The 25,509-nt window shown below is 52.7% G+C and carries 28 protein-coding genes and 1 tRNA gene; 11 read left to right on the plus strand and 18 right to left on the minus strand.

Features of this window, described 5'->3' with window-relative positions; all coding sequences use genetic code 11:
• Positions 1-27 precede the first annotated feature (27 nt).
• Complete coding sequence (locus ERE07_RS00415) at positions 28-576, plus strand: ferritin-like domain-containing protein (RefSeq protein ID WP_130006913.1); 549 nt, start codon at positions 28-30, stop codon at positions 574-576.
• On the opposite strand, the gene queC is transcribed toward ERE07_RS00415, so the two are convergent.
• Together queC and ERE07_RS00425 are read right to left on the minus strand one after the other, a co-directional pair.
• On the minus strand, positions 577-1,275 hold the full coding sequence (gene queC / locus ERE07_RS00420) for a 7-cyano-7-deazaguanine synthase QueC (protein WP_130006914.1): 699 nt from the start codon (positions 1,273-1,275) through the stop codon (positions 577-579).
• 33 nt (positions 1,276-1,308) lie between these two features.
• The gene (locus ERE07_RS00425; protein ID WP_130006915.1) at positions 1,309-2,355 is read right to left on the minus strand and encodes a tellurite resistance/C4-dicarboxylate transporter family protein; all 1,047 of its coding nucleotides are present in this window, start codon (positions 2,353-2,355) and stop codon (positions 1,309-1,311) included.
• A 188-nt stretch (positions 2,356-2,543) separates the two neighbouring features.
• On the opposite strand from ERE07_RS00425, the gene ERE07_RS00430 reads away from it, so the two are divergent.
• From ERE07_RS00430 to ERE07_RS00445, 4 genes are all read left to right on the plus strand, one after another.
• Positions 2,544-3,023, plus strand: coding sequence for a hemerythrin domain-containing protein (locus ERE07_RS00430; protein WP_130006916.1), 480 nt, complete (start codon positions 2,544-2,546; stop codon positions 3,021-3,023).
• A gap of 230 nt (positions 3,024-3,253) precedes the next feature.
• Positions 3,254-3,628: a hypothetical protein gene (locus tag ERE07_RS00435; protein WP_130006917.1), complete on the plus strand. Its 375-nt coding sequence runs from the start codon at positions 3,254-3,256 to the stop codon at positions 3,626-3,628.
• Positions 3,629-4,097: 469 nt separating this feature from the next.
• Positions 4,098-4,337 carry a hypothetical protein gene (locus ERE07_RS00440; protein WP_130006918.1) on the plus strand — a complete coding sequence of 80 codons (240 nt, stop codon included), beginning with the start codon at positions 4,098-4,100 and terminating at the stop codon, positions 4,335-4,337.
• A 30-nt stretch (positions 4,338-4,367) separates the two neighbouring features.
• Positions 4,368-5,273, plus strand: coding sequence for a DNA/RNA non-specific endonuclease (locus ERE07_RS00445; protein ID WP_130006919.1), 906 nt, complete (start codon positions 4,368-4,370; stop codon positions 5,271-5,273).
• Between the two features lie 48 nt (positions 5,274-5,321).
• Here the strand turns inward: ERE07_RS00445 and ERE07_RS00450 are convergent, their stop codons facing one another.
• Complete coding sequence (locus ERE07_RS00450; protein ID WP_130006920.1) at positions 5,322-6,176, minus strand: extracellular catalytic domain type 1 short-chain-length polyhydroxyalkanoate depolymerase; 855 nt, start codon at positions 6,174-6,176, stop codon at positions 5,322-5,324.
• Positions 6,177-6,363: 187 nt separating this feature from the next.
• Positions 6,364-6,621 carry a hypothetical protein gene (locus ERE07_RS00455; RefSeq protein ID WP_130006921.1) on the minus strand — a complete coding sequence of 86 codons (258 nt, stop codon included), beginning with the start codon at positions 6,619-6,621 and terminating at the stop codon, positions 6,364-6,366.
• Positions 6,622-7,008: 387 nt separating this feature from the next.
• On the opposite strand from ERE07_RS00455, the gene ERE07_RS21575 reads away from it, so the two are divergent.
• Positions 7,009-7,176, plus strand: a complete 168-nt coding sequence (locus ERE07_RS21575) for a hypothetical protein (RefSeq protein WP_167670686.1) — start codon at positions 7,009-7,011, stop codon at positions 7,174-7,176.
• A gap of 19 nt (positions 7,177-7,195) precedes the next feature.
• Here the strand turns inward: ERE07_RS21575 and ERE07_RS00460 are convergent, their stop codons facing one another.
• Positions 7,196-7,666: an MgtC/SapB family protein gene (locus ERE07_RS00460; RefSeq protein WP_130006922.1), complete on the minus strand. Its 471-nt coding sequence runs from the start codon at positions 7,664-7,666 to the stop codon at positions 7,196-7,198.
• Between the two features lie 613 nt (positions 7,667-8,279).
• On the opposite strand from ERE07_RS00460, the gene ERE07_RS00470 reads away from it, so the two are divergent.
• The 3 genes from ERE07_RS00470 to ERE07_RS00480 all read left to right on the plus strand — a co-directional run bounded on the left by ERE07_RS00470 (position 8,280) and on the right by ERE07_RS00480 (position 10,463).
• Positions 8,280-9,089 (plus strand): AraC family transcriptional regulator, encoded by an 810-nt coding sequence (locus ERE07_RS00470; protein WP_130006923.1) that lies wholly within the window; start codon positions 8,280-8,282, stop codon positions 9,087-9,089.
• A 76-nt stretch (positions 9,090-9,165) separates the two neighbouring features.
• Positions 9,166-9,843, plus strand: coding sequence for a B3/B4 domain-containing protein (locus ERE07_RS00475; protein ID WP_130006924.1), 678 nt, complete (start codon positions 9,166-9,168; stop codon positions 9,841-9,843).
• Entirely contained in the window at positions 9,840-10,463 is a 624-nt protein-coding gene (locus ERE07_RS00480; RefSeq protein WP_130006925.1) for a LysE family translocator, read from the plus strand. Before ERE07_RS00475 ends, ERE07_RS00480 begins: the two co-directional genes overlap by 4 nt.
• 118 nt (positions 10,464-10,581) lie before the next feature.
• On the opposite strand, the gene ERE07_RS00485 is transcribed toward ERE07_RS00480, so the two are convergent.
• The 3 genes from ERE07_RS00485 to ERE07_RS00495 form a co-directional block, all read right to left on the minus strand.
• Positions 10,582-10,872, minus strand: coding sequence for a HigA family addiction module antitoxin (locus ERE07_RS00485; protein WP_342366230.1), 291 nt, complete (start codon positions 10,870-10,872; stop codon positions 10,582-10,584).
• Between the two features lie 454 nt (positions 10,873-11,326).
• Positions 11,327-12,439, minus strand: a complete 1,113-nt coding sequence (locus ERE07_RS00490; RefSeq protein ID WP_130006927.1) for a porin — start codon at positions 12,437-12,439, stop codon at positions 11,327-11,329.
• Positions 12,440-12,736: 297 nt separating this feature from the next.
• A complete protein-coding gene (locus ERE07_RS00495; RefSeq protein ID WP_130006928.1) occupies positions 12,737-13,993 on the minus strand; it encodes a CaiB/BaiF CoA transferase family protein in 1,257 nt (418 codons plus the stop codon).
• Between the two features lie 268 nt (positions 13,994-14,261).
• Between ERE07_RS00495 and ERE07_RS00500 the strand changes: the two genes are divergently transcribed.
• Entirely contained in the window at positions 14,262-15,221 is a 960-nt protein-coding gene (locus tag ERE07_RS00500; RefSeq protein WP_167670687.1) for a Bug family tripartite tricarboxylate transporter substrate binding protein, read from the plus strand.
• Positions 15,222-15,250: 29 nt separating this feature from the next.
• The gene (locus ERE07_RS00505) at positions 15,251-16,681 is read left to right on the plus strand and encodes an amidase (RefSeq protein WP_130006930.1); all 1,431 of its coding nucleotides are present in this window, start codon (positions 15,251-15,253) and stop codon (positions 16,679-16,681) included.
• On the opposite strand, the gene ERE07_RS00510 is transcribed toward ERE07_RS00505, so the two are convergent.
• The 10 genes from ERE07_RS00510 to ERE07_RS00550 all read right to left on the minus strand — a co-directional run bounded on the left by ERE07_RS00510 (position 16,674) and on the right by ERE07_RS00550 (position 25,509).
• On the minus strand, positions 16,674-17,597 hold the full coding sequence (locus tag ERE07_RS00510; protein ID WP_130006931.1) for a LysR family transcriptional regulator: 924 nt from the start codon (positions 17,595-17,597) through the stop codon (positions 16,674-16,676). The two genes, ERE07_RS00505 and ERE07_RS00510, sit on opposite strands and share 8 nt — an antisense overlap.
• A gap of 130 nt (positions 17,598-17,727) precedes the next feature.
• A complete protein-coding gene (locus tag ERE07_RS00515; RefSeq protein WP_130006932.1) occupies positions 17,728-18,168 on the minus strand; it encodes a hypothetical protein in 441 nt (146 codons plus the stop codon).
• Positions 18,169-18,336: 168 nt separating this feature from the next.
• Positions 18,337-18,405: transfer RNA gene (locus ERE07_RS21580), tRNA-Asn, on the minus strand.
• 50 nt (positions 18,406-18,455) lie between these two features.
• Entirely contained in the window at positions 18,456-18,722 is a 267-nt protein-coding gene (locus ERE07_RS00520) for a hypothetical protein (RefSeq protein WP_130006933.1), read from the minus strand.
• Complete coding sequence (locus ERE07_RS00525; protein ID WP_130006934.1) at positions 18,667-20,589, minus strand: DNA topoisomerase III; 1,923 nt, start codon at positions 20,587-20,589, stop codon at positions 18,667-18,669. The genes ERE07_RS00520 and ERE07_RS00525 overlap by 56 nt, the downstream gene beginning before the upstream one ends.
• Positions 20,590-20,972: 383 nt before the next feature.
• Positions 20,973-21,212, minus strand: a complete 240-nt coding sequence (locus ERE07_RS00530) for a hypothetical protein (protein WP_130006935.1) — start codon at positions 21,210-21,212, stop codon at positions 20,973-20,975.
• A 162-nt stretch (positions 21,213-21,374) separates the two neighbouring features.
• Positions 21,375-21,905, minus strand: a complete 531-nt coding sequence (locus tag ERE07_RS00535) for a hypothetical protein (RefSeq protein WP_130006936.1) — start codon at positions 21,903-21,905, stop codon at positions 21,375-21,377.
• A 28-nt stretch (positions 21,906-21,933) separates the two neighbouring features.
• Positions 21,934-24,213 (minus strand): DotA/TraY family protein, encoded by a 2,280-nt coding sequence (locus ERE07_RS00540; RefSeq protein ID WP_167670688.1) that lies wholly within the window; start codon positions 24,211-24,213, stop codon positions 21,934-21,936.
• Positions 24,214-24,245: 32 nt separating this feature from the next.
• Positions 24,246-25,205, minus strand: coding sequence for a hypothetical protein (locus ERE07_RS00545; RefSeq protein WP_130006938.1), 960 nt, complete (start codon positions 25,203-25,205; stop codon positions 24,246-24,248).
• Positions 25,198-25,509 carry a hypothetical protein gene (locus tag ERE07_RS00550; protein ID WP_130006939.1) on the minus strand — a complete coding sequence of 104 codons (312 nt, stop codon included), beginning with the start codon at positions 25,507-25,509 and terminating at the stop codon, positions 25,198-25,200. Before ERE07_RS00550 ends, ERE07_RS00545 begins: the two co-directional genes overlap by 8 nt.

The following is a 25,509-nucleotide window of genomic DNA, read 5'->3' on the forward strand; positions in this document are numbered from 1 at the left end:
ATGTTTTAACGTACCAGAAGGATAACCATGAGCAACGCAAACAGCGACGACCAGCATACTCAACATGGCCCCATAGATGTGGCCGCCATTCGTCAGGCGGCACGAAACCTGGACGGCGGCGCCGTGTCCTCCGGCTACAAGGGAAACCGCAAGGAAATCATCGACATGCTGAATGCTGCCCTTGCCACCGAGCTTGTCTGTGTGATGCGCTATAAGCGCCACTACTACACGGCAGCCGGCCTGGTCAACGAGCCCATCAAGGCAGAGTTCCTGGAACACGCCCAACAGGAGGCGGATCACGCCGACCGGATTGCGGAGCGCATTGTTCAGCTGAACGGCGAGCCCGATTTCAATCCGTCCTCACTTGCTGAACGCAGTCATGCAGAATACGACGACAGCAGCGATATCAAGGCCATGATCCGGGCCAATCTGGTTGCAGAACGCGTCGCGATCGAATCTTATCGCCAGATGATTGAACGCATTGGCGACACTGACCCAACCACCAAACACTTGTTGATCGACATCATGGCGGTCGAAGAAGAGCATGCGGACGACATGAAGGACCTGCTCGACTAGTCAGCTTCCGCTGATAAAGTGTTGATGGCCATTACGTCTGAGTTCACAAGCCGGACAGTGGCCACAGCCATATCCCCAGGCATGCCGCCGCGACCGGTCGCCCAGGTAACAGGTATGCGTATGCTCGACGATCAGGTCGACCAGCGTATCGCCGCCCAGACCATGCGCCATTGTCCAGGTGGCATGCTTGTCCAACCACATCAGGGGCGTTTCGACAACCATCGGACAATCAAGTCCCAGGCTCAGCGCTACCTGTGTCGCCTTGAGCGTGTTATCCCGACAATCGGGATAGCCGGAGTAGTCTGTTTCGCACATGCCGCCCACCAACACCTGGAGGCCGCGCCGATAGGCCAGTGTGGCTGACAGCGTCAGGAACAGAAGGTTTCGACCAGGAACAAAGGTATTGGGCAGCCCGCTGTCGCGAAATTCTATTTCTTTTTGCTGCGTGAGCGCAGTGTCGCTGATCTGGCCCAATATCGAAAGATCCAGCATGTGATCCTGGCCCAGCCTGGCAGCCCAGCCTGGAAACTGTACGCGCATCTGCGCGATCACCTCCTGGCGGCAGGTCAATTCGACCGCATGACGCTGGCCATAGTCGAAACCAACGGTTTCCACATACTCATAACGATGCAGAGCCCAGGCCAGACAGGTCGTGGAGTCCTGCCCTCCGGAAAACAATACGAGCGCTTTGCTATTCATGGGAAGATCAAACAATAAAAACCGGGCTCGGGGTCATGCCATGTTCGCCCCGCGAAACCACGCCAGGACGCGACCCAGCAAACCAAAAAATGTTGCAAGCCAGGCAAGCACCGCGGCGGCGAAAAACAATGGGGGTATCAGATGCAAAAATGTGAAATCCATGGCCAGGCCCATTTGATACGTGCAAACGGTGTACATGCCCAGCGGAAACACGGCGCCCCAATACAGGGGATCGTATTTTAGTGGAAACCGCTTGCAGACATGGCGCCAGACGCCCAGCACCAGCAGCATGGGAATCCACCATGTCGCCGTCGCCCAATAAAAGATCGTGAAGCCTTTGAGAAAAGGCAGCAGGGATTCCAGATACGGGGCTTGAGGCGCATTCTGGATTAACAGTGTTCCGGCAAGTGTCGATATCGCCATGGCGCCCATGTTTATCCAGTACGGCGGCGTGAGGTCGCTTGGCGACAGGCGAAAAAACGTATAGCGATAAAAGATCAGGGACATCATCCAGATATAGAGCATGCCGCCCCAAAGCCACATGGACAGGGCGATGAAGTTCAGCTCGAGTCTGTGAACCTGCCCGGCGTGCGCCGCCAGCAACGTACTGAGCACCGCGATGGATTGGGTAGCCACCACGGCCAGCAGCCAGGCGCCGTTGATTCCCTTATCCAGGGTGGGCTTTTCTTTTTTGACGGTAAGTACCGTGAAAATAGCATATGCAAGCAGCAGCCATGCCACCACACCGATGACCCACAAGACCACCCCCACCTGATATTGGCCCGCCATGGTGACATACTGCGCGCCCAGCACATTGGTTGCCGCGACAAAGGTGAAAAAACCTGGACCTTGCAAATGGCTGAACATATCGACGAAAAAAAGGCGTGGATATGTCAGCAAGCGCCATAGCGTCAAGACACAGAGCACGCCATACAAGACATTGTTCAGGTAAAAAAGCGTGTCGGAAATAATAGCGAAACGCCAGTACTCGGCCGCCAGCGAAACAATCCCGGTCGCCATGACCATGCCGAAATTTGCTGGCGACAGTTCGGCCAGCCCCCGAAGGTGCCCAGCACTCATTATGTAGTTTCCTCTTTTACAAATAGCATTGCACCCGCTTCCTTGATTGCCCTTTACACGGATGTCTTTTTGTTCACGAGCACGAGGGGCAGAACTGGTAATTTTAGCGCGCAATCCGCACAGCGCAGCCTGGGCACAAGAATTGCGAGGTAGCGCCTGGAAGACCCACGCCTAACGGAGATGATGCCATGAACAAGTCACAAATACCTGTTGCTCAGAAAGAAGTATTGAGTATGTTGCTCGATGACCATAAGAAAGTGAAGACGCTTTTCAAACAGTTTGAGGCAGAAAAAACAGCGGCCAAGAAGGAACAGATCGCTCAAGAAGCCTGTACCAATCTTACGGTGCATGCAGTGCTGGAAGAGGAACTCTTCTATCCCTTTCTGCGTCAACAAAACCCCGAGGTATTTCACGACCTTCTGAATGAGGCGTTGGTTGAGCATGCCGGCGCAAAGGAACTCATCGCACAGATCGAGTCCATGAGCATGAAGGATGATCTCTACGAGGCCAAGGTCACCGTGCTGAGCGAGTATGTCGCGCATCACGTCACCGAAGAAGAGGATGAGCTGTTCCCCAAGGTAATCGCCCAGAAGGTCGATTTACGTGACATTTCGACGGCGCTCACGGAACGCAAGGACCAGCTTCAGAAAACGCCAGTACCCGCCTGATGCAAGCCGCCATTCAGCCGAAGCGCCTTCCCCCAGGGTGTGCCCTTTCCGGCCTACCGGTACGCTTATACCCAGGCATGCCTCGTTAAAACAGTGCAATCGCACTGCCAGTACTAGTCCCGATGATTCTAGTCTGCAGGACTCGTCGCCGGTACATTGAATCCACAGCCCGAATCCAGAATTTTTCTTCTTGACGGCTGCACTATAAAACTGTGTTTCTAGGAGCGTTTATGAACACAACAAAGAAAGCCGCGTATGCTTGTGCAATGGCGTTGGCTGCCACGGTGTTTTTTCCTGTTGCCGCTCAGGCCGACAACCAGGTCATGACACCTGACCAAATCAGCGCGCGCCACGATGCCGACATGAAACATTGCAAAGCGCTTAAAGGCAATGACCGCGATGTCTGCGAAAAGGAAGCCGACGCCAAGCGCGATTCTGCCAAGGCTAACGCCAAAGCAGGCAAGGAAACAGCCGAAGCCAAGCAGGAAGCCACGGAGGAAAAACGTGACGCCAACTACGATGTCGCGAAGGAAAAATGCGATGCTTTGTCGGGCGATGCAAAAGACCAATGCATCGCTTCCGCCAAAACAAAATACAACCAGTAAGTCGTTGTCGCCACATCATTGAAAATTGAAAGGACAAGCCATGCAAGAGAATCAGAAGCCCAACGTCCCGCCAGCACAGCCTGGCACACCGAATCAACAACAGCCGGGGCGAGATCAGCAGAGCCCGCCAGACACGAACCTGCCTGTGCAGCCAGGAACAGACCGCGATAGAGGTTCAGATAAAAAGGATCAGCCCTCCCGGCAGCAGGACCCGGTCAACCCTAAATAGGCCGATACTTTCTCGTCCATGCCGACTTGCGGCAACTTGGGATACTCCTGAGTCGCTGGAAGGGGCGGCTTAACAGAAACGCCCTATGAGCTATGCAGTTCATAGGGCGTTCGCCGCGCTATCCGCTGCCACCTTGTGTTCACTCACAGCAGCGGAAGTGACGCAGCGCAATGGAAACCCCGCTTCAGAGGAGTAGCCTCGAAAGTTCCGGTTAGCATAGTTTTCCGAAAGGAGCGGGGCATGAATGCAAATGAAGAATTCGCGATGGAAACGTTGCAAGCGATGCAAGAATTATCTGTCGATATTGCAGCGCACCATCTGTTGATTTGTGCGCTCTGCGCGACCATATTTGAGTCAGCCCCGGAGTTGCGCGAGAAGGTGCAGTCGCGGTTAGGTGAGTATGTTGATCATCCGGACAGTAACGGCTTCTGCGTTGAGGCTGTTCGCAGGGCGCAGGCGGTTGTTGGTGAGCCGCAATAGCTCATTGCTCGTGGCCTACAATGACGGCGCATGAGAAAAAAAAGACTCAACCCAAAAAAACGCACATCGAGATCCAAAGCTAGGAAACAAGTCAGTCGCCTCAGGCGGTTCCTCAGCGCATTGACTGTCTCGGCCGTCGCGACGTTCAGTATCGTCAGCTACGCGCTGAATCCGCAATTACGCGATCAATTTTCGCTGGACCTCATACTCTCCCGGCTGGATCTACCCCGCCAGGAGCAGGCAGCGCCACGGGTGGTGGACAGCGGCGCTCGGGTACAGACGCGGTTCGTCGACTGTCCACAGTTTTTTCCTGACGGGAAGCCTCCCCTCATTCCGCCCGGCCCAGCCCTGCGTGAGCTGTGCTTTTCGTCTTTTGCCATTCTGCACAGCGGCAAGACCAAAACGCCTGTATTTGTCGCCCAACGCCTGAACCGCCAAATATTGACCCGGACCCGCAGCGTACAGCGCACAGACAGGTTTTATACAGAGGCGCGCCTGCCTTCCAGCGAACGCGCCGAGTTGGCTGATTACCGCGGCTCTGGCTATTCGCGTGGACACATGGCACCGGCCGGTGACATGCACAACCCCGAGGCAATGGCCCAAAGCTTCTCCTTGGCCAACATGGTGCCGCAGAATCAGACTCACAACGCCGGCGCCTGGAACCGCATCGAGAACGACACGCGAAAGTATGTGATGCGCGCCAAAGGGGATGTTTATGTTTTTACCGGACCGGTGTATGCATCCGGGCCAAAGACGATTGGACCGGGACGGGTAGCGGTGCCCACGCATCTGTACAAGCTTGTTTACGATGCCACCACCGGCCGCGCCTGGGCGCACTGGCAAGCAAACAGCGCTGACACACGGCCCGGGCCGCCGCTCAGCTACGAGGAGTTCGCACGGCGAACAGGGCTACGGTTGTTATCCTCGTACCGATGAGCCCCGAGATTGCACAAGCGCTCGGTGGCTCACGTTCGCCCCGCGGATTCACGCAAGCGTGGGTTCTAAGGTGTGAGCAAGAAAGAAGCGCAACATCTCGGCACTGGCATCCGGACCGCTACCGTCCGTGTATGAACCGCTTTCATTTCCACCCGCCCAGGCGTGCGGCGCGCCGTGCACGACCCAGTGCTCCGCATCGATCCCATCGGACGACTGTATTGTCCTGAGCGTTGATCGACGCCCGTCAGCCTGGTCTACAGTCTCTTCCGACACTGTAGCATTCATGTCTTCAAACTCGTGGAGAAGCTCCCAACCGTTCGAGGGATGAACAGTCATATCCAAATCTCCATGAAAAACGATCATAGGACGCTTAGGAGCATGTGTGGAAATGGCTGACAGCCCCCGCGGCGCACCGATGCCAATCTTCATGGCGCCCAGCGCGGACAACACGCCGGATGCACGTTGATAGGGTAAACCGGAATGAACACCGGCAGCAGCGTATATGTCCGGGTAAGTGTGAACCATGACCGCTGCCATTGCGCCCCCAGCCGATAGCCCCGCCACGTACACGCGGGCCGCATCGACGTTGAAGTTGGCAATGATTTCCAGCGTAATTCCTGCGATGATAGCGGGCTCGCCAAAATCACGCTGCTGATGTTGGGGCTGGTACCAATTCCAGCATTTCCCGCGACTCGCACGGCGCGGCTGAATTGGATAAGCCACAAGGCAGTCGTTCTGTTCGGCCAGCACATTCATCCCTGTACCGAGGGCAAAATCCGCTGCATCCTGTTTGCAACCATGCAACATTATTATCAAAGGCAGAGGCTGATCGCCATATCGCTTCGGTACGAAAAGCTTGTAGTTCCTTTCGCCTTGCGCGTTTGCGTATCGATAGCGCTTCAACGCTTGCTACTTTTCAGGCGTTGCGGCAGCTGCTTGTCGTGCACTCCTTTGGCCGTTGAAGCTGCTTGCAAGGAGGCCGATAGCGGATGCTCGCGCAGTGTGGCGTCGTTCATATTCATGATGTACCTGTTCAGTTAAGTTAGTGAGCGCCGCCACGCTGCGTTCGCGTAGCATGACGCACATGATGTCACGGGATCTGCGCTACCGGTATTGCAGTCGTCAGTTCCCCATCAATGTAGGTTTTGGCTTGTATCAGCGCATCTTCAGAAGCCGATTCAAAATCAAAATGGATTTCGATTTCGGGAGCCAATTTGTCCCATCGTCTGGCTGTCGACGTCGGCGCGTCGTCTGTTATTTGAATGCCTGCAAGATATAAACCTCGATCCTCTTGCTTGGTTAGCCGTATCCAGTTGCCCCTATATTCGGTATCGGTCAGTGCAGACATACGTGTTCCTTGAGGGTGGATCAGAGAACCATCCTACGCCGAATAAGTACTTTTACCTAATTTCACTCCCGGAAGGCTGATCTGTCATGAGGGAAAAGCGTTATTTCGCGGCGATGCAGTTCACCGTGGTCGCCGCCTTCAACTTATCCCCAGAACCTGTGAATAACCCTAGGGACAATTCAATGACAGATCACGAAAACGCAATGAACTCGCCTGCCCAGGGTTCCGTGGACGAATCTTCGGCACCTTCTGACGGGCAACGCTTTTTAAGCCAGGTCATGCTCGCTTTGCGCCGATGCCCCACCCCACCCGCTTCGGCGGGTTTAATCTTGAATGTTCGGGCGCGCTAGTTGCTGTACAGAAGCTCCACACCACAAGGAGCATGTTATGACACAGGCAAAACCCGAGCCAGGCCAGACCAGTACGCCCATCGACATCAAAGACGACAAACGAACCGAGCGGGAAAAGGACCCTCGCGCCGAGCTGGGCCTGACGTCGCCAATTAAAGACGCCGACGATAAAAGCAAAAGCAAAGAGTCCCGCAACGACCAGTAAGGTAGCTGTTGACGAGGTGTTATTTTTTATCTATCCGCCCAAGCACCGAAAGCACAAATAAGGCCACCAAGGTACTTGCCACCGCCGTCGCTTCGCGGCCATAGCCCGCCGAAATGCCGACAGCGGCGGCAACCCATATGCTTGCCGCAGTCGTCAGGCCTTTTACTTCCTGATTCTTTTCCTGTTTCAGGATCGCACCGGCGCCAAGAAAGCCGATCCCTGCGATGATGCCTTGCATTACACGACTTACTTCCGCTGCCTGCATGCCGCTGGCAACGGGAACTAACACAAACAGGGCAGCGCCAAGCGACACAAGCATATGGGTGCGCAAGCCGGCGTCTTTTCCTTGACGCTCACGCTCATAGCCGATCGCAGCGCCCAGCACGACAGCAAGCGTCAAGCGAAGGACAATGATCGTCGCTTCGCTGATGTCCGCGATGTCAGAAAACTCGCTCACAACAGTTTGCCAAATACTTGCTAGTGCTGACATTGACCACACCTCGGATTTCGGTTTTAAACCGCAAAGCAAGTGGCGTTCCCGTCTCAAACAAGTTAAGGCGCCGCTATGCTCTCCACACAAGGTTATCGCGCTCGTCCTTGCTGGTGAGGCATTCCCCGCATTCTGACCAAGCAAGTTCTCGCTTGATTGCTCTGTGCTCCTTGCGCTCGTAGACATGGCCCCGAAACATCATTCCATATGCCGGATGCGTCTCACAGGACGTCAAGAATGCCACATGGCCTGCTTTTGTCACATACAGATCTATTTTGGTCACTCGCATATTTACTTATTCCTTTTTGTAATAATTAAATAGCTCATGGTCATAATAAAACATTTTGTGCAACGCAGCAAATATTGAGTCTGATGTGATCGACATCGAAAGGAGGGAGCACATTCGCGCCTTGGCGCGGTCGGGAATTCACTGACCCACCGAGGAAGCGGCCCGGCGGCTGGCGCGCTCGAAGCGCCAGGCGGACTGTGCCATGCAGGTCCTCAAACGTCCCCGCGGCAGAAGATCTGGCTACCAACCCCGAACGGCTCAAGGAACTGCGGCAACAATGCAGGACAGATCGCCCTGTTGGTCACTTCGATGTAATCTTGGGTCATGGCAAAGGGACAGTTCAGGATAGCTCGATGCGAAATGAAGGGCGTGGAGGCGGTAGCCGCCGACACCGCTCATGCATTCGGTCGCCACACGCATGACCAATACGGCATGGGCGTCATCCTGCGCGGTGCGCAGAAATCCTTGAGCGGACGCGGAACTGTCGAGGCGAAGGCAGGAGACATCATTACCGTCAATCCTGGAGAAGTCCATGACGGCACGCCACTTGGCGAGAGTGGCCGCGAATGGCAGATGCTGTACTTTGATCCAGCGACGCTGGCCGACGCGATCGAAGACTTGACGGGAGGTGCCACCGGCAATGCAGAGCTTGCGCACCCAGCGATGTGCGATCCGGTGTCCGCGGCCCGTTTCGTCTCGCTTTTTCGTGCCGTCACCGATCCGCAAGGTGGGTACAGCGAGCTCGAAGCGCACGAGAATCTTCTGCTGCTCTTGGCTCGGCTGATCGACACGGACCATCGAAGGCAGGTACACGGAGCACCCAAAGGCATCGAACTGGCCCGCACTCGCATCGACGACGACCCATCGCCACCGATTTCACTGCATGAACTGGCCGCGATCAGTGGCATCAGCCAGTTTCAACTCGTCCGGGGCTTCTCGAAGGTCACGGGCATGACGCCACACGCCTACCTGATGCAGCGCAGGCTCCAGAAAGCGCGCAGACTGATTGCCGCAGGGGTGGCTCTTGCCGATGCGGCACTGGCGTCCGGTTTCGCGGACCAGAGCCACATGACCCGGCTTTTCGTCCGCACCTACGGTATGTCACCAGGACTATACGCCGCAGCGATGAACTGACTGATCTGCAATTTCGTTCAAGACGGGACGAAAGTGCATCGTGCATAGTGGTTCAAAGTATGAGCGAGCCACTAACATGCCATTCCCATTCTTCTACGCATCCGACATCCGATCCCGCTTTCCGCAGCTTCGCTCCGGTGCTCTTCTCCTGGAAGGTATCGATGCCAACGCGGACGCCACTCCCGAAATCTCAAGATTCAAGCGCATCGTCGATCAGCGCCTTGCCGGCGGCAGCGAAACAGAATTTGCCGAGATTCAGGCATGGCGTCGCACTTTCTCCGCCATGGGGATCAAGCCAACGCGGTACCGCTGCGCCTCCGAAGCTCTGCTGCGGCGCTATCGCAAGGAAGGGGCGCTGCCAGCACTGCATCCGCTGATCGACCTTTGCAATGCGGCATCGCTTGCTTCTGCCATTCCCATTGCGGTGTTCGATACGAGCACGATCACAGGCGCGTTGACCGTGAGGCTCGCGTATGGTGATGAAGTCTACGAAACCTTCTCGGGAGAAACCGAGCATCCCGACCCCGGAGAAATCATTTTCGCAGATGAGGCCGGCCGTGCGCATGCGCGTCGATGGACAAACCGCCAGAGCGGCTTATCCGCCATCCGTTCCAGCACCGATCGCGCGCTGATCGTCGCAGAAGCCCTGCACGAAACAGCCGAAAGCGATGTGGCCAAGCTCATATCGCGGCTTGACGAAGCACTAAGAACCATCTGGCCCGCCTGCCTCGTCAAAACCATGGAGCTGCGATGACATTCGAATTTTTCCTCACCGCGTTAGTGATTGTGGCGTCGCCGGGGACGGGCGCGATCTATACCGTGGCAGCCGGGCTTTCAAAGGGCTCACGCGTCAGCCTTCTGGCTGCCTTCGGCTGCACACTCGGTATCGTCCCCCACATGCTGGCCGCGATCAGCGGGCTCGCGGCGTTGCTTCACACCAGCGCGGTAGCTTTCCAGATCCTCAAGTACCTGGGCGTCGCTTATCTGCTCTACATGGCATGGACTATGTTTCGTGATCGCGGCATGTTGAACCTGAATGCTACGGCGAAGGGCAAGAGCGCCAGGCAGGTGATTGTCTCGGCGATCCTCATCAATTTTCTGAATCCTAAACTCTCCCTCTTCTTCTTCGCCTTCCTGCCTCAATTCGTCAGCGCGAACGAAGAGGTGCCCGTGTACCGGATGATGGAGCTAAGCCTGGTGTTCATGGCGATGACTTTCGTGGTCTTTGCCATCTATGGAGCGTTTGCTGCTGCGGTACGCCAGCATGTCTTGTCCAGCGCTACCGTTCAGACCTGGATGCGCCGCGGATTTGCGGCCGCTTTCGCGGGCATCGCAGCACAACTGGCATTCACCCAGAATGAAGCCTCAATCTAATGCGAGGATCACATCCCTATGCCAATCGTCATGGGCATGGTGGCCGGACATCACCTCAGTCGCTTCCCCAGATGGAAGTTTCTCTGCTGCCCTGCTCGGGCGGTTTTTTGTTGTCTGCTCAGGTCGGCACTGCGTGCGCGGGCTCAACATTAAACTTGCGCGCCGAATGTTCAGCATGCCATAGCTCGTAATCGGCCTGCATTTGCATCCACATGATCGCCGTTGGTGCTGCAATCCACTTAGACAGGCATATAGCCAGTTCAGGCGTCACGCCCGAGCGACCATTGATAAAACGCGAAAACTGAACGCGCGACACGCCAAGTTGCTCGGCAGCCTGAGTCACCGTCAAGCCAAGCGCAGGAAGAACATCCTCTTTCAGGATGCTGCCCGGATGGGGGGGATTGTGCATCTGCATACTCATGTTCCTAGTGATAGTCTTGGTAATCCGCTAAAACCCGGAGACCTTACGGCCATCCGGAACCCGATGCCGTGATCCTGCACATAAAGAGCCGGCTCTCTGCCGCTAATCTCACAATGCTGGAAGTTGACATATCCCGCCGCCTTCGCCGCCAGTTCAAGGGTTTCTCTATCGCCCATCAATCCTTCCTCCACACAACACGTCCATAGATACGCCAGACTTCGCTGTCCTAGCGACAGGATCTGCATATACGCAGAAGCACTTAGGCTGCTTCGCCCTACCACCTGCAAAATCTCTAAGATAGACGCAATAGCAGCGGAGTCATCAACAGCAGCATCGTAATCATCCACAGGCAAAGCGACACTGTCGTGCGTACAAAGAAACTGCAAGAGTAGCCGATAAGGCCACGTCCCCGCAGCGTGCCGCGAAACGGCACACGTACAATTTAAAAGCGATGGCGCACGCCCATACTGAGCAATGTGGAATTAAGGCCTTTCTGAAAAAGCGCATTTTCGGCATAGGATCCATATGCATATAGATTCGTACGCTTGGAAAAGTTATACGTGTAGCCCAGCGAATAGACGTTCAGGCTATCAAGGTCATCGCCAATAAGCGCTTTGCTTACGCTTGCCTGAGCCCCTCGCCTGGGGTCTGCCATTTGCCACGAAGCCCTAAGCAATCCGTTCCCCAATGGCGCAGTTAGGCCTACAAGATAAGAATTCACGTTCAAACCGTCAGCCGAAACAAAGCTACCTGTGCTCAGTGTGCCGAAATTGCGGCCTGCGAACCAACCATCTTTAGTTTGTCCATACGCCAACGACAGTTTGGCTATCTTAAAGTCGTAAGCGGCGCCGACGGACCATGACTTGAAATCCATGTCAGAAGCTTCAAACCTGATCTGGTCGTAAGAGGTAAACGCCGAAAAGGAATCACTGCTGTATTTTGCGCCAGCAGTAAGAACCTTTCCGTCGTCAGTTTTATCATTGTTAATGTCCCAGCGTTGTGCTCCATTGATTGAAAAGGAGTATCCAACTCCAACTTGGAACCCCGAAATACTGTTGCTTTGGTACATAATCATATTATCGTAACGAGGCGTGTTCATTGCGCTGAAAGACGTGCCTGCCGCTGCCTGCTGGAAGGCGGCGTCAAAGGGGTCTGCGACCGGATTTCCAAACTTGGATGCAATGTTCGATTGCCGACCAAATTCCAACTTGCCCCATGTGTTACTCGACAGGCCAACAGTGGCTTGACGACCGAATAGCCTATCCGCTTGTCCGCTGCGCCCGGTAATGAGGTCGAAACCGCTTTCGAGTTGAAATAGCGCCTTTATTCCATCACCTAAGTCTTCCTCTCCCTTCAGTCCCCACCGACTCCCAGACTGGCCTCCGCTCACCATTCCTGTTTTTTTTGCATCATAGTCGGCGTTATCCCAGGTGCCACTTACCTTCTGGTAAGCGAGGCCGCCGTCTACGATGCCATACAAGTTAACTGATGTACCTGCCAGTGCAGCGCTTACGGGGCCGATGGCCAACACAGCAGAGAGTAAAGTTTTTTTCATGTTAAAAGTTCTCCTTTTAATTTTTAGATAATTAACGCACCCACAGTTCCAGCTGAATTCATATGCCTGGGTATGTGGAAGCCAGTGATTTTTTATTCGCGCAGCTTGGGACGATGGCTCCTCCTGCAAGAGAGTCAGAAAAGTTCCGTGGCGATTTGTTGCAAACGCTCGGAGGGCTTCTTCCATGCAGATGCAGCGCCTGAGAGGCTACTCATATCTGAATGCTGTGGAACAAGTGATCCCACCAATGACGTGCTTGGCCGCGTTATCTTTATGTTTGTGTGGTGGTGCTGAGGCTTAGGGAGCCCCTGTTTTTTTCTCTGCAACTGTCCGTATCGCGCCAGCTGTTTCCAGTTCAATCAGCTCTTCCACCGAAAAACCAGATCGCAAGAGCTTGTCGGCCGAGTCTCCGCCCAGGTCGGGCGCTCGGCCATACGCTACTTCTGACGGTTCGACTTCGAATGGGGTGGTGAACCCTGGCGGAAAACCGCATAGGGTGCCGTCGGTATAATCTACTTCCTGCATTCCCAGTGTGATCTTGTTCGTCTTGACCACATCGTTCAAGAATTCGAGAGGCGTTCGCACCTTGCTTGCGGGTACGCCCGTTTGGTTTAGAAGTGCCTCCAGATCGTCGGCATTCCGTTCTGAGAACTTTGCAGATAAGGCGGCTTTCACTTTCGCGGGATCGATTGCCTTAACAAACCCGCGATTCTGATTTTCGTCCTGCAAAATTAAATTTGGGTCGAAGGGTAGTTGAGGCACAGCCAATAGCTCGCAGAGCGTACGAAACTGGACGGGCGTATTGGCAGCGACCGCAAGCCATCCATTAATACATTCGAAAACCGTGGAACCGGGGCTTCCCGTAAATCCGGTGTTGCCTACACGAGGCATATCTTGTTGCCGGGAATAAGCTCGCGCCATTTGAGTTAACATCAATTGAACTGCGGCCTGTGCCATTGAAATATCGAGGTAAGCACCTTTCCCCGTACGTAGGCGTCGGAGTAGCGCGGCTAATATCGCTTGTCCACCCAGCATTCCAGTGGCTGTGTCAACGAGGGGGAAGCCTACCTTCATCGGCGGATCAGACTCGCTTCCGTTGCACATCATCATTCCCGTGGCTGCTTGGACGATGTGGTCATACGCTCCACGAGATCTCCATTCGCCCTCTTGTCCGAAACCGGAGATAGACGCATACACAATGTTTGGATTTACGGCTGTGACTGCGGAGTAATCCAGTCCCAGACGTTTCATTGCGCCGGGTCGGAAATTTTCGATAAACACATCTGCCTGCTCCGCTCGGTCGAGAATAAACTGCTTAATGCGCGGATGCCTAAGGTCAACAGCAAGCGATTGCTTTCCTGCGTTGATTGCAGCGAACGCTTCCGAAATTTCTTTTTCCACCTGCCGGCCGCTGTATCGTAGTGCGTCGCCACGGGAAGGATGCTCGATTTTCACGACGTCTGCACCGAGAAGGCGCAGATAATGAGAAGTGGTCGGGCCGGCAATGACATGTGAAAGATCAATAACACGAATTCCTTCAAGCGCGTTCAACATAGTTCCCCAATCGAAAGAAGCAATATTTTCGATAGATCATATGGGGCAACATGCGCAACTTATATTCAATTTAATCTATTGGTTGATAAGTGTTCCTTATCGAAATAAGCACACAGGTAGGGAGGGGTCATGATTAGCTACGAATTTTCTTATTGCATAATAGAGACTAATAATTAATAAGACGGAGTCACCGCCTCCTATACTGCCTTTCAGTATCAAACAGCTCATACTAAAAACTGCGATGTATGCATACGGAAAGGAGAAAGCGGTGAAGAAGTTATTGCTAGGGATTTTGGCGTCGATGGCTCTTGTATCAGGAGGTGTCCTGGCGGCGTGGCCAGAGCGCCCAATCAAGATTGTCGTTCCCTACCCGCCTGGCGGGCCCACGGACTTTCTGGCCCGCCTAGCCGCTGATGGAATGCAATCGGAGATAGGACAGTCGTTTGTTGTCGAGAATCGGCCAGGTGCAAGTGCGATTATTGGTACGTCTGCTGTGGCGCGAGCACCAGCAGACGGGTACACGCTGCTCTTGACTCCGGCAGCTTTAAGCATCAACGCAGCAATGCGAAACGATCTTCCGTTCAACTTTCCGCATGATTTTGATCCGGTGATCCAGTTGGGACGAGGTGAGGGCATTGTTGCGGTGAATAGCGCGGTTGATATTCATAATTTGAAGGAGCTAGTTTCTGCTACTCGGTCAGATCCTGAAAAGTATATGGTGGCAACCGCGGGTAGAGGAACAAATACTCATATGGCATTGGTTCAATTCAAGAACATGTCGGGGGCTTCGCTTCAGCATGTCCCATACAAAGGCGCAGGGCAAGCAGTAATTGATGTTGTGTCTGGAAATGTGCCTATTATGTTCGGAGGTATTACGGAATTGAAACCTCATATTCAAAGCGGAAAGTTGCGTGCGATCGCTATTCTTGAAAATAGTCGCAGTCCGAGTTTTCCATCAGTTCCAACTGCAGACGAACAAGGATTCACGGGGTTGCGAATCTTTGGCTATTTTGGATTGATGGTCAAACAAGGAACGGCACCTGAGATTATCGAAAAGCTGAACAGGGCGGCTAACACCGCGCTAAGTCGACCATCGGCTCAAGAAAGCGCACAGGAAATTGGAGTGAAACTCGTGGGTGGCTCTGCGGAAACCTTCGGAAAAGTAATAGCCGATACTAACCGCATCTACACTGAAATTGTGAGCGCGGCAGGGGCGGATTTAGATTAATAGTGTGTTTCACTCAAGGAGAGCACTGCATGAAGTTTGAAGAATATCGTAAGTACGATGCGATCGGGCTTGCGGATCTGGTCAGGACCAAGCAGGTTTCAGCACTCGATCTGCTGGAGACCGCCATTCGCAGAGTGGAAGATACCAACGCTGAGCTAAATGCCGTAGTACAGAAGCTATATGATTCAGCGCGCACGGCTATTGAGCAGGGCCTTCCCACTGGCCCTTTTCATGGTGTTCCATTGCTGCTGAAAGACACGATGTCTAGTTTGGCTGGAACAGTTACGCAGGTGGGTTGTCAGTTTCTTGCTGATAACGTTGCCAATGAGGACGGTGAGCTGGTTGCAAGATATAAGCGAGCAGGATTCGTCATTTTTGGGAAAACCAATGTGCCAGAGCTAGAGCTTTCATCGTCTACTGAGCCTGCACTTTACGGTCCCGCGCATAACCCTTGGGATCTTTCCCGCTCTACGGGAGGATCTAGTGGAGGTGCAGCAGCAGCTGTTGCGAGCGGCATGGTCCCCGTTGCACATGGAGGCGACGGCGGTGGCTCGATACGTGTTCCAAGCGCACATTGTGGGGTCTTTGGGCTGAAGCCAACCCGCGGTAGGACTCCCTCAGGTCCTGGTGAGTGTATGCCACGAGGCGGGCTGTCCGTAGCTCATGTCATTACTCGTACCGTACGTGACTCGGCGGCAATACTCGACGCGAGTGATGGTTATGAGCTGGGCGCTCCTTATGCGGCGCCTCCCAAGGCTCGCCCATACCTGCAGGAGGTTTCAATAACACCGAGGAAACTGCGTGTAGCATTGGTAACACGACCTTTTATAGATGTTCCCGTGCATGATGAATGCACAAGTGCAGCGCTAGCCGCTGCTGACCAATTGCGATCACTGGGCCATGATGTCGTAGATGCGCATCTTGAGGCTGGTATACCGTCCTGGCGTGAAGGGCCCACCATATTGGTGGCGACCTATCTGCGACGCGTGCTCGAAGACAGAGCGGCAATGTTGGGAAGAGAGTTACGACCGGATGATCTGGAGCCTCTTACTTGGAACCGCCTGATAAAGGCCGGAGGATTTTCCGGTGTAGAGTATTTACGTGCGCTGAAAATTGTTCACAGCATAGGGCAGCGTGTAGCAAGCTTTATGGCTGATTATGATCTGATTTTGACTCCTGCGACGCCCAGCCCACCGTTCCAATTAGGAGTCATGAGCATGAGTTCGACAGATGTCAGCGCCGTGGCAGCAGCCTCGGCGGAAAGTATTGGCTACTCTCAGTTCTTCAATGCCGCCGGCAACCCTGCAGCTTCACTGCCCTGGACCATCAACAAAGAGGGTTTGCCGATAGGTGTTCAATTGGTGGCTAGATTCGCTGATGAAGCTACTTTACTACAAGTTTCCGCGCAACTCGAAATGGCAAATCCGTGGGCAGGCAGAATACCACCCCTATTCAATTAAATATAGTCAGAAGTGTTTCTATGAAATCATTGACGACTGGAACATTGGGGCGTTCTGACCGCTGAATAAGTGATATAGGAGCAAGCACCCCTGGAAAGCTGAGGTCAAGCCGCTTGACCAAGCGAAGGCTTTCGTAGTGCGCCCCGACACTCATGGGCGCGACCATGAGTGCAGATGTCCGGCTGGCGAGACGAACGCTTGAGTGAAAGGACGCACATTCGTAATGTGCTTCAGGCGGGAGCAGTCCTCTAATGATGAAGGCCTGCGCAAAATTTTGCCATGTGAATGTTTGGAGTGGCGGTAGAATCCACTTTTCGTGGACAAGATCCTCCCACCGTACCCGCTTCTTGGAGAGTAGAGGATGTGAAGGGCATGCCATGACGCATGGGTCTTCGTTAAACAATGGTTGAAGGTCCAATCCGGGGGCGCTCGAAAACAGGGGGTCTGGGCGACTGAGCACAATGTCGACAGAGCCTGATCTCAATGCGCTGCAGAGTGTTGGCACGCTTCCTTCATTGATAAATACTCGTGTATCAGGGTGTCTATCTGCAAACTGTTGCAATGCGCGGGGTACTGCGTCTAACATCATCATCGGCGTGACACCAAGCCGAAGTTCAGTCTTTCCTTCACGTAAGAGTTGCGCTTCCTGCTCAGCATTTTTTAGTTCGTTCACAATTAAGCGGGCTCGCTCAATCACAGCAGCTCCGATGACGTTAGGCTGCATGCCTTTCGAACTCCGATCAAATAGCTGTCCGCCGAAGGCTCGTTCTATTTCTCGAAGCATGCTGCTTAACGCGGGCTGAGTCAGATGCAGTCGCTCGGCAGCAGCATGCAAGGATCCACACTCTAATAGGACTTCGAGCAATATAAGCGATCGAATTCGAAGCTGCCCCAGAGAAGACTTGATTTGACTCACAGTATTAGGTGTTAAGCAATTGAGTTGGCGCTATCTTACTATCGAAAACCAGAGAGAGGCATATTCAAAGATATCAGCACTGAGTCTACCTTGGCCATGCATCCGTTCGGCTGCACATTGATGTGTCTTACTAATCCAGTCCTTTTCGTTTCAGGATTTCGGCCAACCGCTCCAGGCAAGCACGCGGATAGTCAGGCATAGACATATGGGCCACATCAAGCAGCGCTGCTGCAGCACGTTCGATCACATCACGTAGGCGCGCAATCTCCCAGGCCAGCATCCGAACTTCGGCAATCTTATGCTTGTTCCACGCAGCGCGGATTTCGGTGGGCGCCATCGGTGGTGGCCAGGGCTTCTCGTTATCTGAATACCGACCCACCGGCAGGCCATAGGCCCTGATCCAGTCCGACTCCGTCTGTATGCCTTCATCCGCCCTTGGATTGTGGGTCCAAAATGCACAGCCACGCTCAGGTGTAGCCACTGCATGGGATGAATTGCCTTGAATGCAGTACCAGGTACCTTCGCCACGGCCCGCGAAATGGACACAGTTAAAGCAACGGGGAGTTGTCATGATGGCAATTAAATACTGTGTATATAAACAGTATTTGTAGCACAAAAAAACCCGCTCGCAAGCTGGCATAAAAGTACTGTATATGCGACGTGTCTCATATATCGTCTCATACATAAAAAAATAAGCCCCTACGATTTAACGCAAGGGCTTGTTTTAACTAACTATTCTTGGCTCCCCGAACTGGGTTCGAACCAGTGACCTGCGGATTAACAGCCCGGATACGTATTGTATCATGGGGCGAATTTCTTAAAAATCAATGAATTACTAAACATTAGTGATCATTAAAATCACTTAACTTGAGTAATTGCGCCATTTTTTTTGCCACTTTTTTTGCCACTTTTCGCCGCTTCACTACCGATTTTTTTGGGGCTGTTTATCATTGTTTCGAGCGTTTCGCGCAGAGTCATGCCCAAGCTTTTTGCAAGTTGATCGAGTCGCTGGCGAGCGGCTGGATCAATAACAATGTTCAGCCGGCCCGCTGCGTGTCGCTGACGATACTCACGCTGCCGTTGTGCGCCGGTTTTTGCTGCCTGCGGGCTTGTTTTTCGGGGCATTAGCCGGAGCTCCTTTGATCGTGATAGCGGCTGCATTCGCGGCCTGAACTTGTTGTTTGACGAATTGAATTTGCGCTTGAACAAACGTATCGAGCGGCGTTTTTTCGGCTTGAATCTGGCTAAGTACTTTCTCGAAAATTGCCGTCATTCCCGGCGATTTTACAAGCTCTGGCAGGTTTTCGATCATTGATCTGCCCAGCTCCGTACTCACGACCTGCTTGCCCTTTGGTTCAAGGAAGCCGCGATTCTTCAGCTCAGAAATGATGCTCGCCCTGGTGGCGCTGGTGCCAATACCATCACCCTCTTTTAATATCTTCTTATGCGCTGGATCGGTGGCAAAACTGGCGATATTTTCCATCGCTTTTATCAATGAGCCTTCGGTAAAACGGCCTAGCGGCTTGGTTTTTAGATCTCGGCGCTGCGCCTCGCGGCACCTGATCTGATCGCCTTGCTTCATGGCCGGTAGGGCCTGGGCGGCTTCTACGCCATCTTCTTTGTCGTCATCCACTGTATAGACTGCTTTCCAGCCTGGGGCAGTTACGACGCGGCCTGTAGCGCCGAAGTGATGGCCGGCAATGTCCACATTAACGGTCGTGGACATGTACTGATGCGGCGAGAAAAATTGTGCAAGGTAGGCACGGCAAATTAGATCGTAGAAACGGCGCTCCGCTTCGTTCAGTCCAGATATATCGGCCTTATGCATTGTTGGCACAATGCCGTGATGGGCGCTAATTTTGCTGTCGTTCCACGTTACTGACTTAATACTTGGGTCCGCCTGCCCGACAAGCGGAGCAAGATCGCCATGATTGGCCTTAATGGCCGCTAATACGCCTGGTGCCTCCGCGTGCTGCGACTCGGGCAAATAGGCGCAATCCGTGCGTGGGTAGCTTGTTAGTTTTTTCTCGTACAGCGTTTGGCAAATTTCCAAGCTCTGCGCGGCGCTGTAGCCCCACTTGCTGCTAGCGGCAACAGTAATATCGGCAAGCGAAAATGTGCGCGGCTGGCCCTGGGTCTTGGGTTCCTGTTTGTACGCGATGACGCGCCCTGGCTGGCCCTGGCAAGCATTAACAATACTGTCAGCAATGGCCGGGTCGATTAGCCGGCCCTCGGGGTCCAGGCCTTGCTGTCCGTCTTGGGGTTTCCAGCTCGCGGTAAAGGTGCCGGCTTGCGCCTGGATGGCGGCTTGAATTGTGAAATATGGTTTTGGTCTGAATTGCTCGATTTCAATGTCGCGATTAACGACAAGGGCCAGCGTGGGCGTTTGGACGCGGCCAACTGTTAGTAGTGCCCGCTGCCCGCCCCTGGCGGCGCTGAGCGTGAAAGCTCGGGTCAGGTTCATGCCAATGAGCCAATCAGCGCGGGCGCGGCCCTGGGCGGCTGCTGACCAGCCTTTGTACTCGGCATTCGGGCGCAAGTCGGCCAAAGCCTTTTTAACGCTGGCTGCATCCTGGGCGCTTGCCCAGTACCGCAATACTGGCTTTGAGCATTTGAAGTGTTCGATCACTTCATCTACTAATAATTGACCTTCTCTGTCCGGATCGCCGGCATTAACGATCTGGCCGGCCTCGGCGAGTAGCTTTTTAATAATCGCAAGCTGCTTTTTTGCGTCAGGCTTCGGTTGCAAGATCCAATTTTTTGGGATGATCGGCAAGTCTTCGACACGCCAGATTTTTTTACCGCCCCTGCCTGTCGGCACATCGTCCGGCAGGTAGGCCTCAGGTTCTGCTTGTTCGAGCATGTGTCCGAAGCACCACGTAATAATAGCGTCCGGCCCGCATTGTATGTAGCCGTCAGCTCGTTTTGTGGTGCCGAGCGCGGCAGCAATGGCGCGGGCTACGCTGGGTTTCTCGGCGATAAAAAGTCTCATGATTTTTCTCGATAGTTACTAAGTAACATAAATAATAGTAGAGTTACTTAGTAACGACAATCGAATCAAAAGCTTTTTGAAGCGATGGTGGGTTGTAAAAGGAGCCGGTCGGGGCGCCGAGGCAAGGCCCCGGCGGGGTTGTTATTTACGATGCGGGCCGGATCTGTCTATTTGATAGATCCGGCCTTTTTTTGTAGTGAGAAACCATGCGCCGTCAGGCGCAGCAAGGCCGTAGGCCGCGCAGGGCTTTTGGCTTTTGCTTTTCGCCCTGACCGGATTCCGCGCCCATCGGCGCGGGTGTGGGGAGCTTCGGGTTTGATGTGAAAAAAAACAGGCGGCACGATGGCCGCCTGTGGCGCGTTGCGCGGGCGGTTAACAAAAAACTAAAAGATGTACGATGGCAGCAGCACGATTAAACACGCTGCAATTGTGCCTGCGGGCAAAAGCAGGTAACGAGTTACGCGCAAGCTCATTTTTCGTGTGAGATAGTATCCGGCTGTTGGAATGATGATTAAACAAGCCAATGTAGCAAGCGGCGTTCCGGTCATTTCCCAGCCCATCTTCGCTACGATGCCGGCGAAAAGAAGTGAATAAAGAATCCAAAGCGATTGAAAAAATGCCATTTTTATTTCTCCTGCGTTTTTGAATATGATGCCTGATGTGTCTCGATAAAATCAAGTGAATGAGCGGCGGAATACCCGGAAGTTTTGTAAAACGTAGTTTTATGAACACCGGGTTGTAGTCGCTCATTCACTTGATTTAGAGTCACATTATCGGGTTCATGTTCATGCGCACGGATTAAATAATTTTTTCCAGAAATCTGCTCGTTCTATGAACTCGTTGAAGCTCATAAGTTCGCGATTCTGGATCTGTGTTTTGCGTAGTGCCGATTGAATCCAGTGCGCTGCAAAAACTGAAATAGTGAGCATGAATATGATGCTCATGAACACTGTGAAAAAGAATGAAGGCAGCATTTTGGGAAGCGCAAAACCAGTAAAAAGCAATGCGGCAATTGTGAAAAACATGTAGATTGCCTGCGCTTTTTTGATGTTGTTCAGATGCCGTGCGAGCTCTTTTTCTGTCCAGTTCTTTTGCTGAAACACGAACTCAAACCGTTCTTTTGAGTCCTTAATTCTTCGTGCTTTGAGTAGAGTCGGATCTTTAAGATCTTTATTCGGATGGTCTTTAAGTTGAGTTTTAACGTTCAAAACTTGCGTCAAATTTTGATACGTGACTTTGCTTGTTTCGCCAAGTTGACGCCCAACACGAACGTATGGACTTACAAAAGCGCCGCCGATAAATTTAAGAATTCCCATGATTTTCTCTCCAGAAAATAGTCAAAAATTAAGCTTTAGTGATTGCTTTTGATGCAAACTTTCCGGCGCTTGCGAGCGCGTCGCTGTTGCCCGATTTTTGCTGTCCGCCGCCGCCGTTAATCCCGCGCACACCCGCGCCGACAGCGGCTGCGCCGAACATGTGATTGTGAAAATCTTCAGCCCGATCACCCAGCCAGCCAGTGACCTGGTTGGGCATCCGATTGAGCATGTAATCGAAAGTTGTTGTGATGATGCCGACCATCAAAACTGAAATAACAATCAACAAAATAGTGATGACAACAGGTCCTGTTGAAGATGAGCCTTGCGCCGATGATATAGCTGCAAAAATTGTTTGAAACATCCACGTGCCGATATACGCGAGCGCTGCCCCGCCCGCGAAAAATCCGATCACCATCAGGCCTGGCGTGAGCAGAATGCTCGTTAAGTGTTTGTATCCGCGTGCCGTTGTGCCGTCTGCGAAGTTGTCGGGATTTCCGTTGATGTGATTGAATGACCAGATCGAGGCCATGGCCACGGCTGAAAAAATACGCAAAAACCAGTTCATGAATGCCCCGGCCCAGATAATAAACGGTACGAGCGGCACATAGACGCCCAAGAACGATCCGAAGCCGAATAGTGTCCAGCTGATCGTTTGAACAATCGGCGTTGACATTAGATCAGACGTTTTTGCAATCGCGATTTTTGCAGCGAGAGTTGCCGGGTTTTTTGCCGGAATCATGTCGCCGATAACGTCAGCGTTGGCGCCGGCGATGCCGGCCATGCCGGCATTCATCATATAGTCGCCGAATTCTGCAGCAAAATAAACTGGGTTCACTACGCCTGCGCCGCCCGTATCCGCGAGCAATTTTGTAGCCAAAAACTTGATGACGTTTTGACCGAGCGAGCAATTTCCGAGCTCTGTTTCGAGAGCGCCAGGGCACCACGCAGCTTCAAGATTTTTGGATGTCGGTTTTGTAAGATCGGTGGCTATCAAATACTTATGAAGTCCGCCGATGAGTGTGCCGCCCTGGGCCGCTTCGTCGGCAGTCATATCTTTGATACGCTCGATTTTTGGGCCCATCTGATATGAGAATTTCCAGGCGTGTTGCGCATCATTGACTGCCGCTCCGACTTCGAAAATGAGGTTTTGGTATGCTCCAATAGAGCTCCAGCCCGCCCGATCAATGTTCTCTTTTAGAATCGGGTCGATGGCACTAATCTTGCCCTTTGTCGTGTCCATCAGCTGAGTATTCAAATCAATTCGAGCTTGTTTTGTGATCTGGTCGAGTGTTTCTTTCGTTCTTAAAATTTCGTTGATCGGCGCAAATTGGCTGCCGGGGGTTGTCGAAAGCTGCACCCATCTTTGTGCTTCTTGACTTGTTGCTCGTTGAACTGCAATGAGTTGTCGTGCTGCTGAGTCTTGCGCCGCTTGTGCGATTCCGTCGTAATTTACAGCTGCGATTCGACTTGCAAACATGCTTGAAAATGTGTCGCCGTTGCGCTCGTCTCCGCTTTCGCGGCGCTCAAGAGTGATCTTGCCGCAATGCCCAAAGTCGTATCCTTCTTGCGTTTTAGATTGAAAATGTTTGAACTGAATTTTTTGATTGTCGAGCAAGCCCTTGCCCGTGAAATCAATTTCTTTATTGTTCAAAAGGACGCAAATATTTGAAAGAAAAAGTCCTCGTGTGAGCGATTGCATTTCTCCAGTTAGCGTTTCGTCGGTGTCCATGAAGGACGAGTTTGGGATGATATTCTGGCCGGCTAGAATGTAAGAAGTGGCTTTTTCGGTCATCAAATTTGCGATGCCGATACTCAAAATTGTTGCGAACATCATGACTGCCTGGGCGAGTGAGAAACCAGAAAAGGCCGGCACCATCCCAAAAATCCCAACGCCGATTTTGATGGGTGACCAGGCTAGTGCTCCGCCTTTTCCGCGCCCCATGACTTCGCCGTCATTGGCTGAATTTACGACAGCAACGACCATGTGCCAGCCGCTCAAAAACACGCCGATTGTGAATAGACAGGCATTTAGAACAAAGAAAAGTGAGCCAAGCAAGGTTGTAGCAGGCCCAAAAGCTTTGAATGGACTTGTTGCGAAGTCGTGGCCGAAAACGCCGTCGAGGGCTTTTATGCTTGTGTCTGCAGGTGGGCCGAGAGCTGCATCTTGAATCGTATCTAAGTTGATTGAGTTTAAATCAGCAATTGTTTGGGCGTGAATCTTTGCTGAGAATGTTAGAAAAGTTGCGGCAAGCAAGATGCAGAGCAAGATGATTGCGGTATTAAAATTGATTCGTTTTTTTGAGTTCATAACGTTCTCGCAAGTTGCGTACATGCTGTTTTTTAGTTGTCTTCTTCTATGAGAAGCGTGAGCGGGTCAATCAGATCTGCAAAGTTGTTGTCGGGCTCAACATCGTTTTCAGTCTCAACCTGCGCGGGCGTGTCATCGTCGGTTGAAACCTGATCATCAAGTTCCTGCGCCTGCTCTTTGTCCCAGGCCTGGCGCCATGCCGCTTGACGTTCAGCGTGCGTGGCGACAATAGCGTCGGTTTCTTGTTTAAATTGTGCCCAGGATTCGTACCCTGCCGGCGGCGTCGCAACGTAATCTGCGGGCAAGTAACTTTTATTTTTCAGAAAAGTTTCACGATTAATCTTGTCAAAATGTCGCATCTCGGTGATTGATAGAGCGAGCTTTGCAGTTGCTGAGTCGTCTCGATCTTCGATTCGGTGAGTTTTACAGTATTGACGTACTTCATCGTCGCTCATAAGAGCGGCCCGTGCCTGTATCCAGTATGATGTTTTTCGGGCGGATGTTTTGACCGGAAAAAGCCACGCATAAACGATTTGCATCACGTTTTTTGTGAACTCGGTAGCTTCTTGGGGTGTCGGATTTGTTTGTTTGAATTCATTAAAAGTGAGCTGGTCCGGTGCTGGCCATCCGTTCCATCCATCGATTTGTTCGTCTGCCGGCATGTTGCGTCGTTCGATTTGATATTCTTTGTGTTGTTGTCTGTTGTGCATCACCCAGCCGTCATAAGCTTGTGCGAGCGCAGTTAGCGATCTATTTTTAAAGTCTTTTGGCAGGTTTGCGCGCAGCTCAATCAGTAGATCAAAATGTCGGCCAGCGGCGCCGGTCGGACGCTGTTTGTCGAGCTCAGCACGATAAACTTTTCGGGCTGTATGTACGTTGATCAGTCTGTTCTTTTGCTGTCGCGAGTACATTTTTTCAAGCGACTGTGCTTCTGTTAGCGGCGCTGACATTGATTCGATATCGATTCCGTTTCTGTTGATTAACTTAGCCACGGCGGTCTCCTTGTTCTTCTGATTCAGGGTTGAGCAGCTTAAAAATCGAAATGAGTTCTTTATTTAGAAGTTGCTCATGTTCTGTTTGTGAGCCGATGTTTGGAACACGCGCAACTGCAAACTTTTCATTACTGTCTGTGATTACTGTCACTTCTCTTGCTAACAGGTTCGTCGTGAAAGCTTTCACGCGCCCAACACTAAGCCAGATGACTTGATTTTCTTCGTCCAGAGCTTTCAAGTAGCCCCACGCCAGGATTGATTGAAACGGCGGTGCTTCGTGCAAAAAGTCGTCGTATTGATTCAT

This window comes from Allopusillimonas ginsengisoli (assembly GCF_004153455.1).
GTDB lineage: Bacteria > Pseudomonadota > Gammaproteobacteria > Burkholderiales > Burkholderiaceae_B > Allopusillimonas > Allopusillimonas ginsengisoli.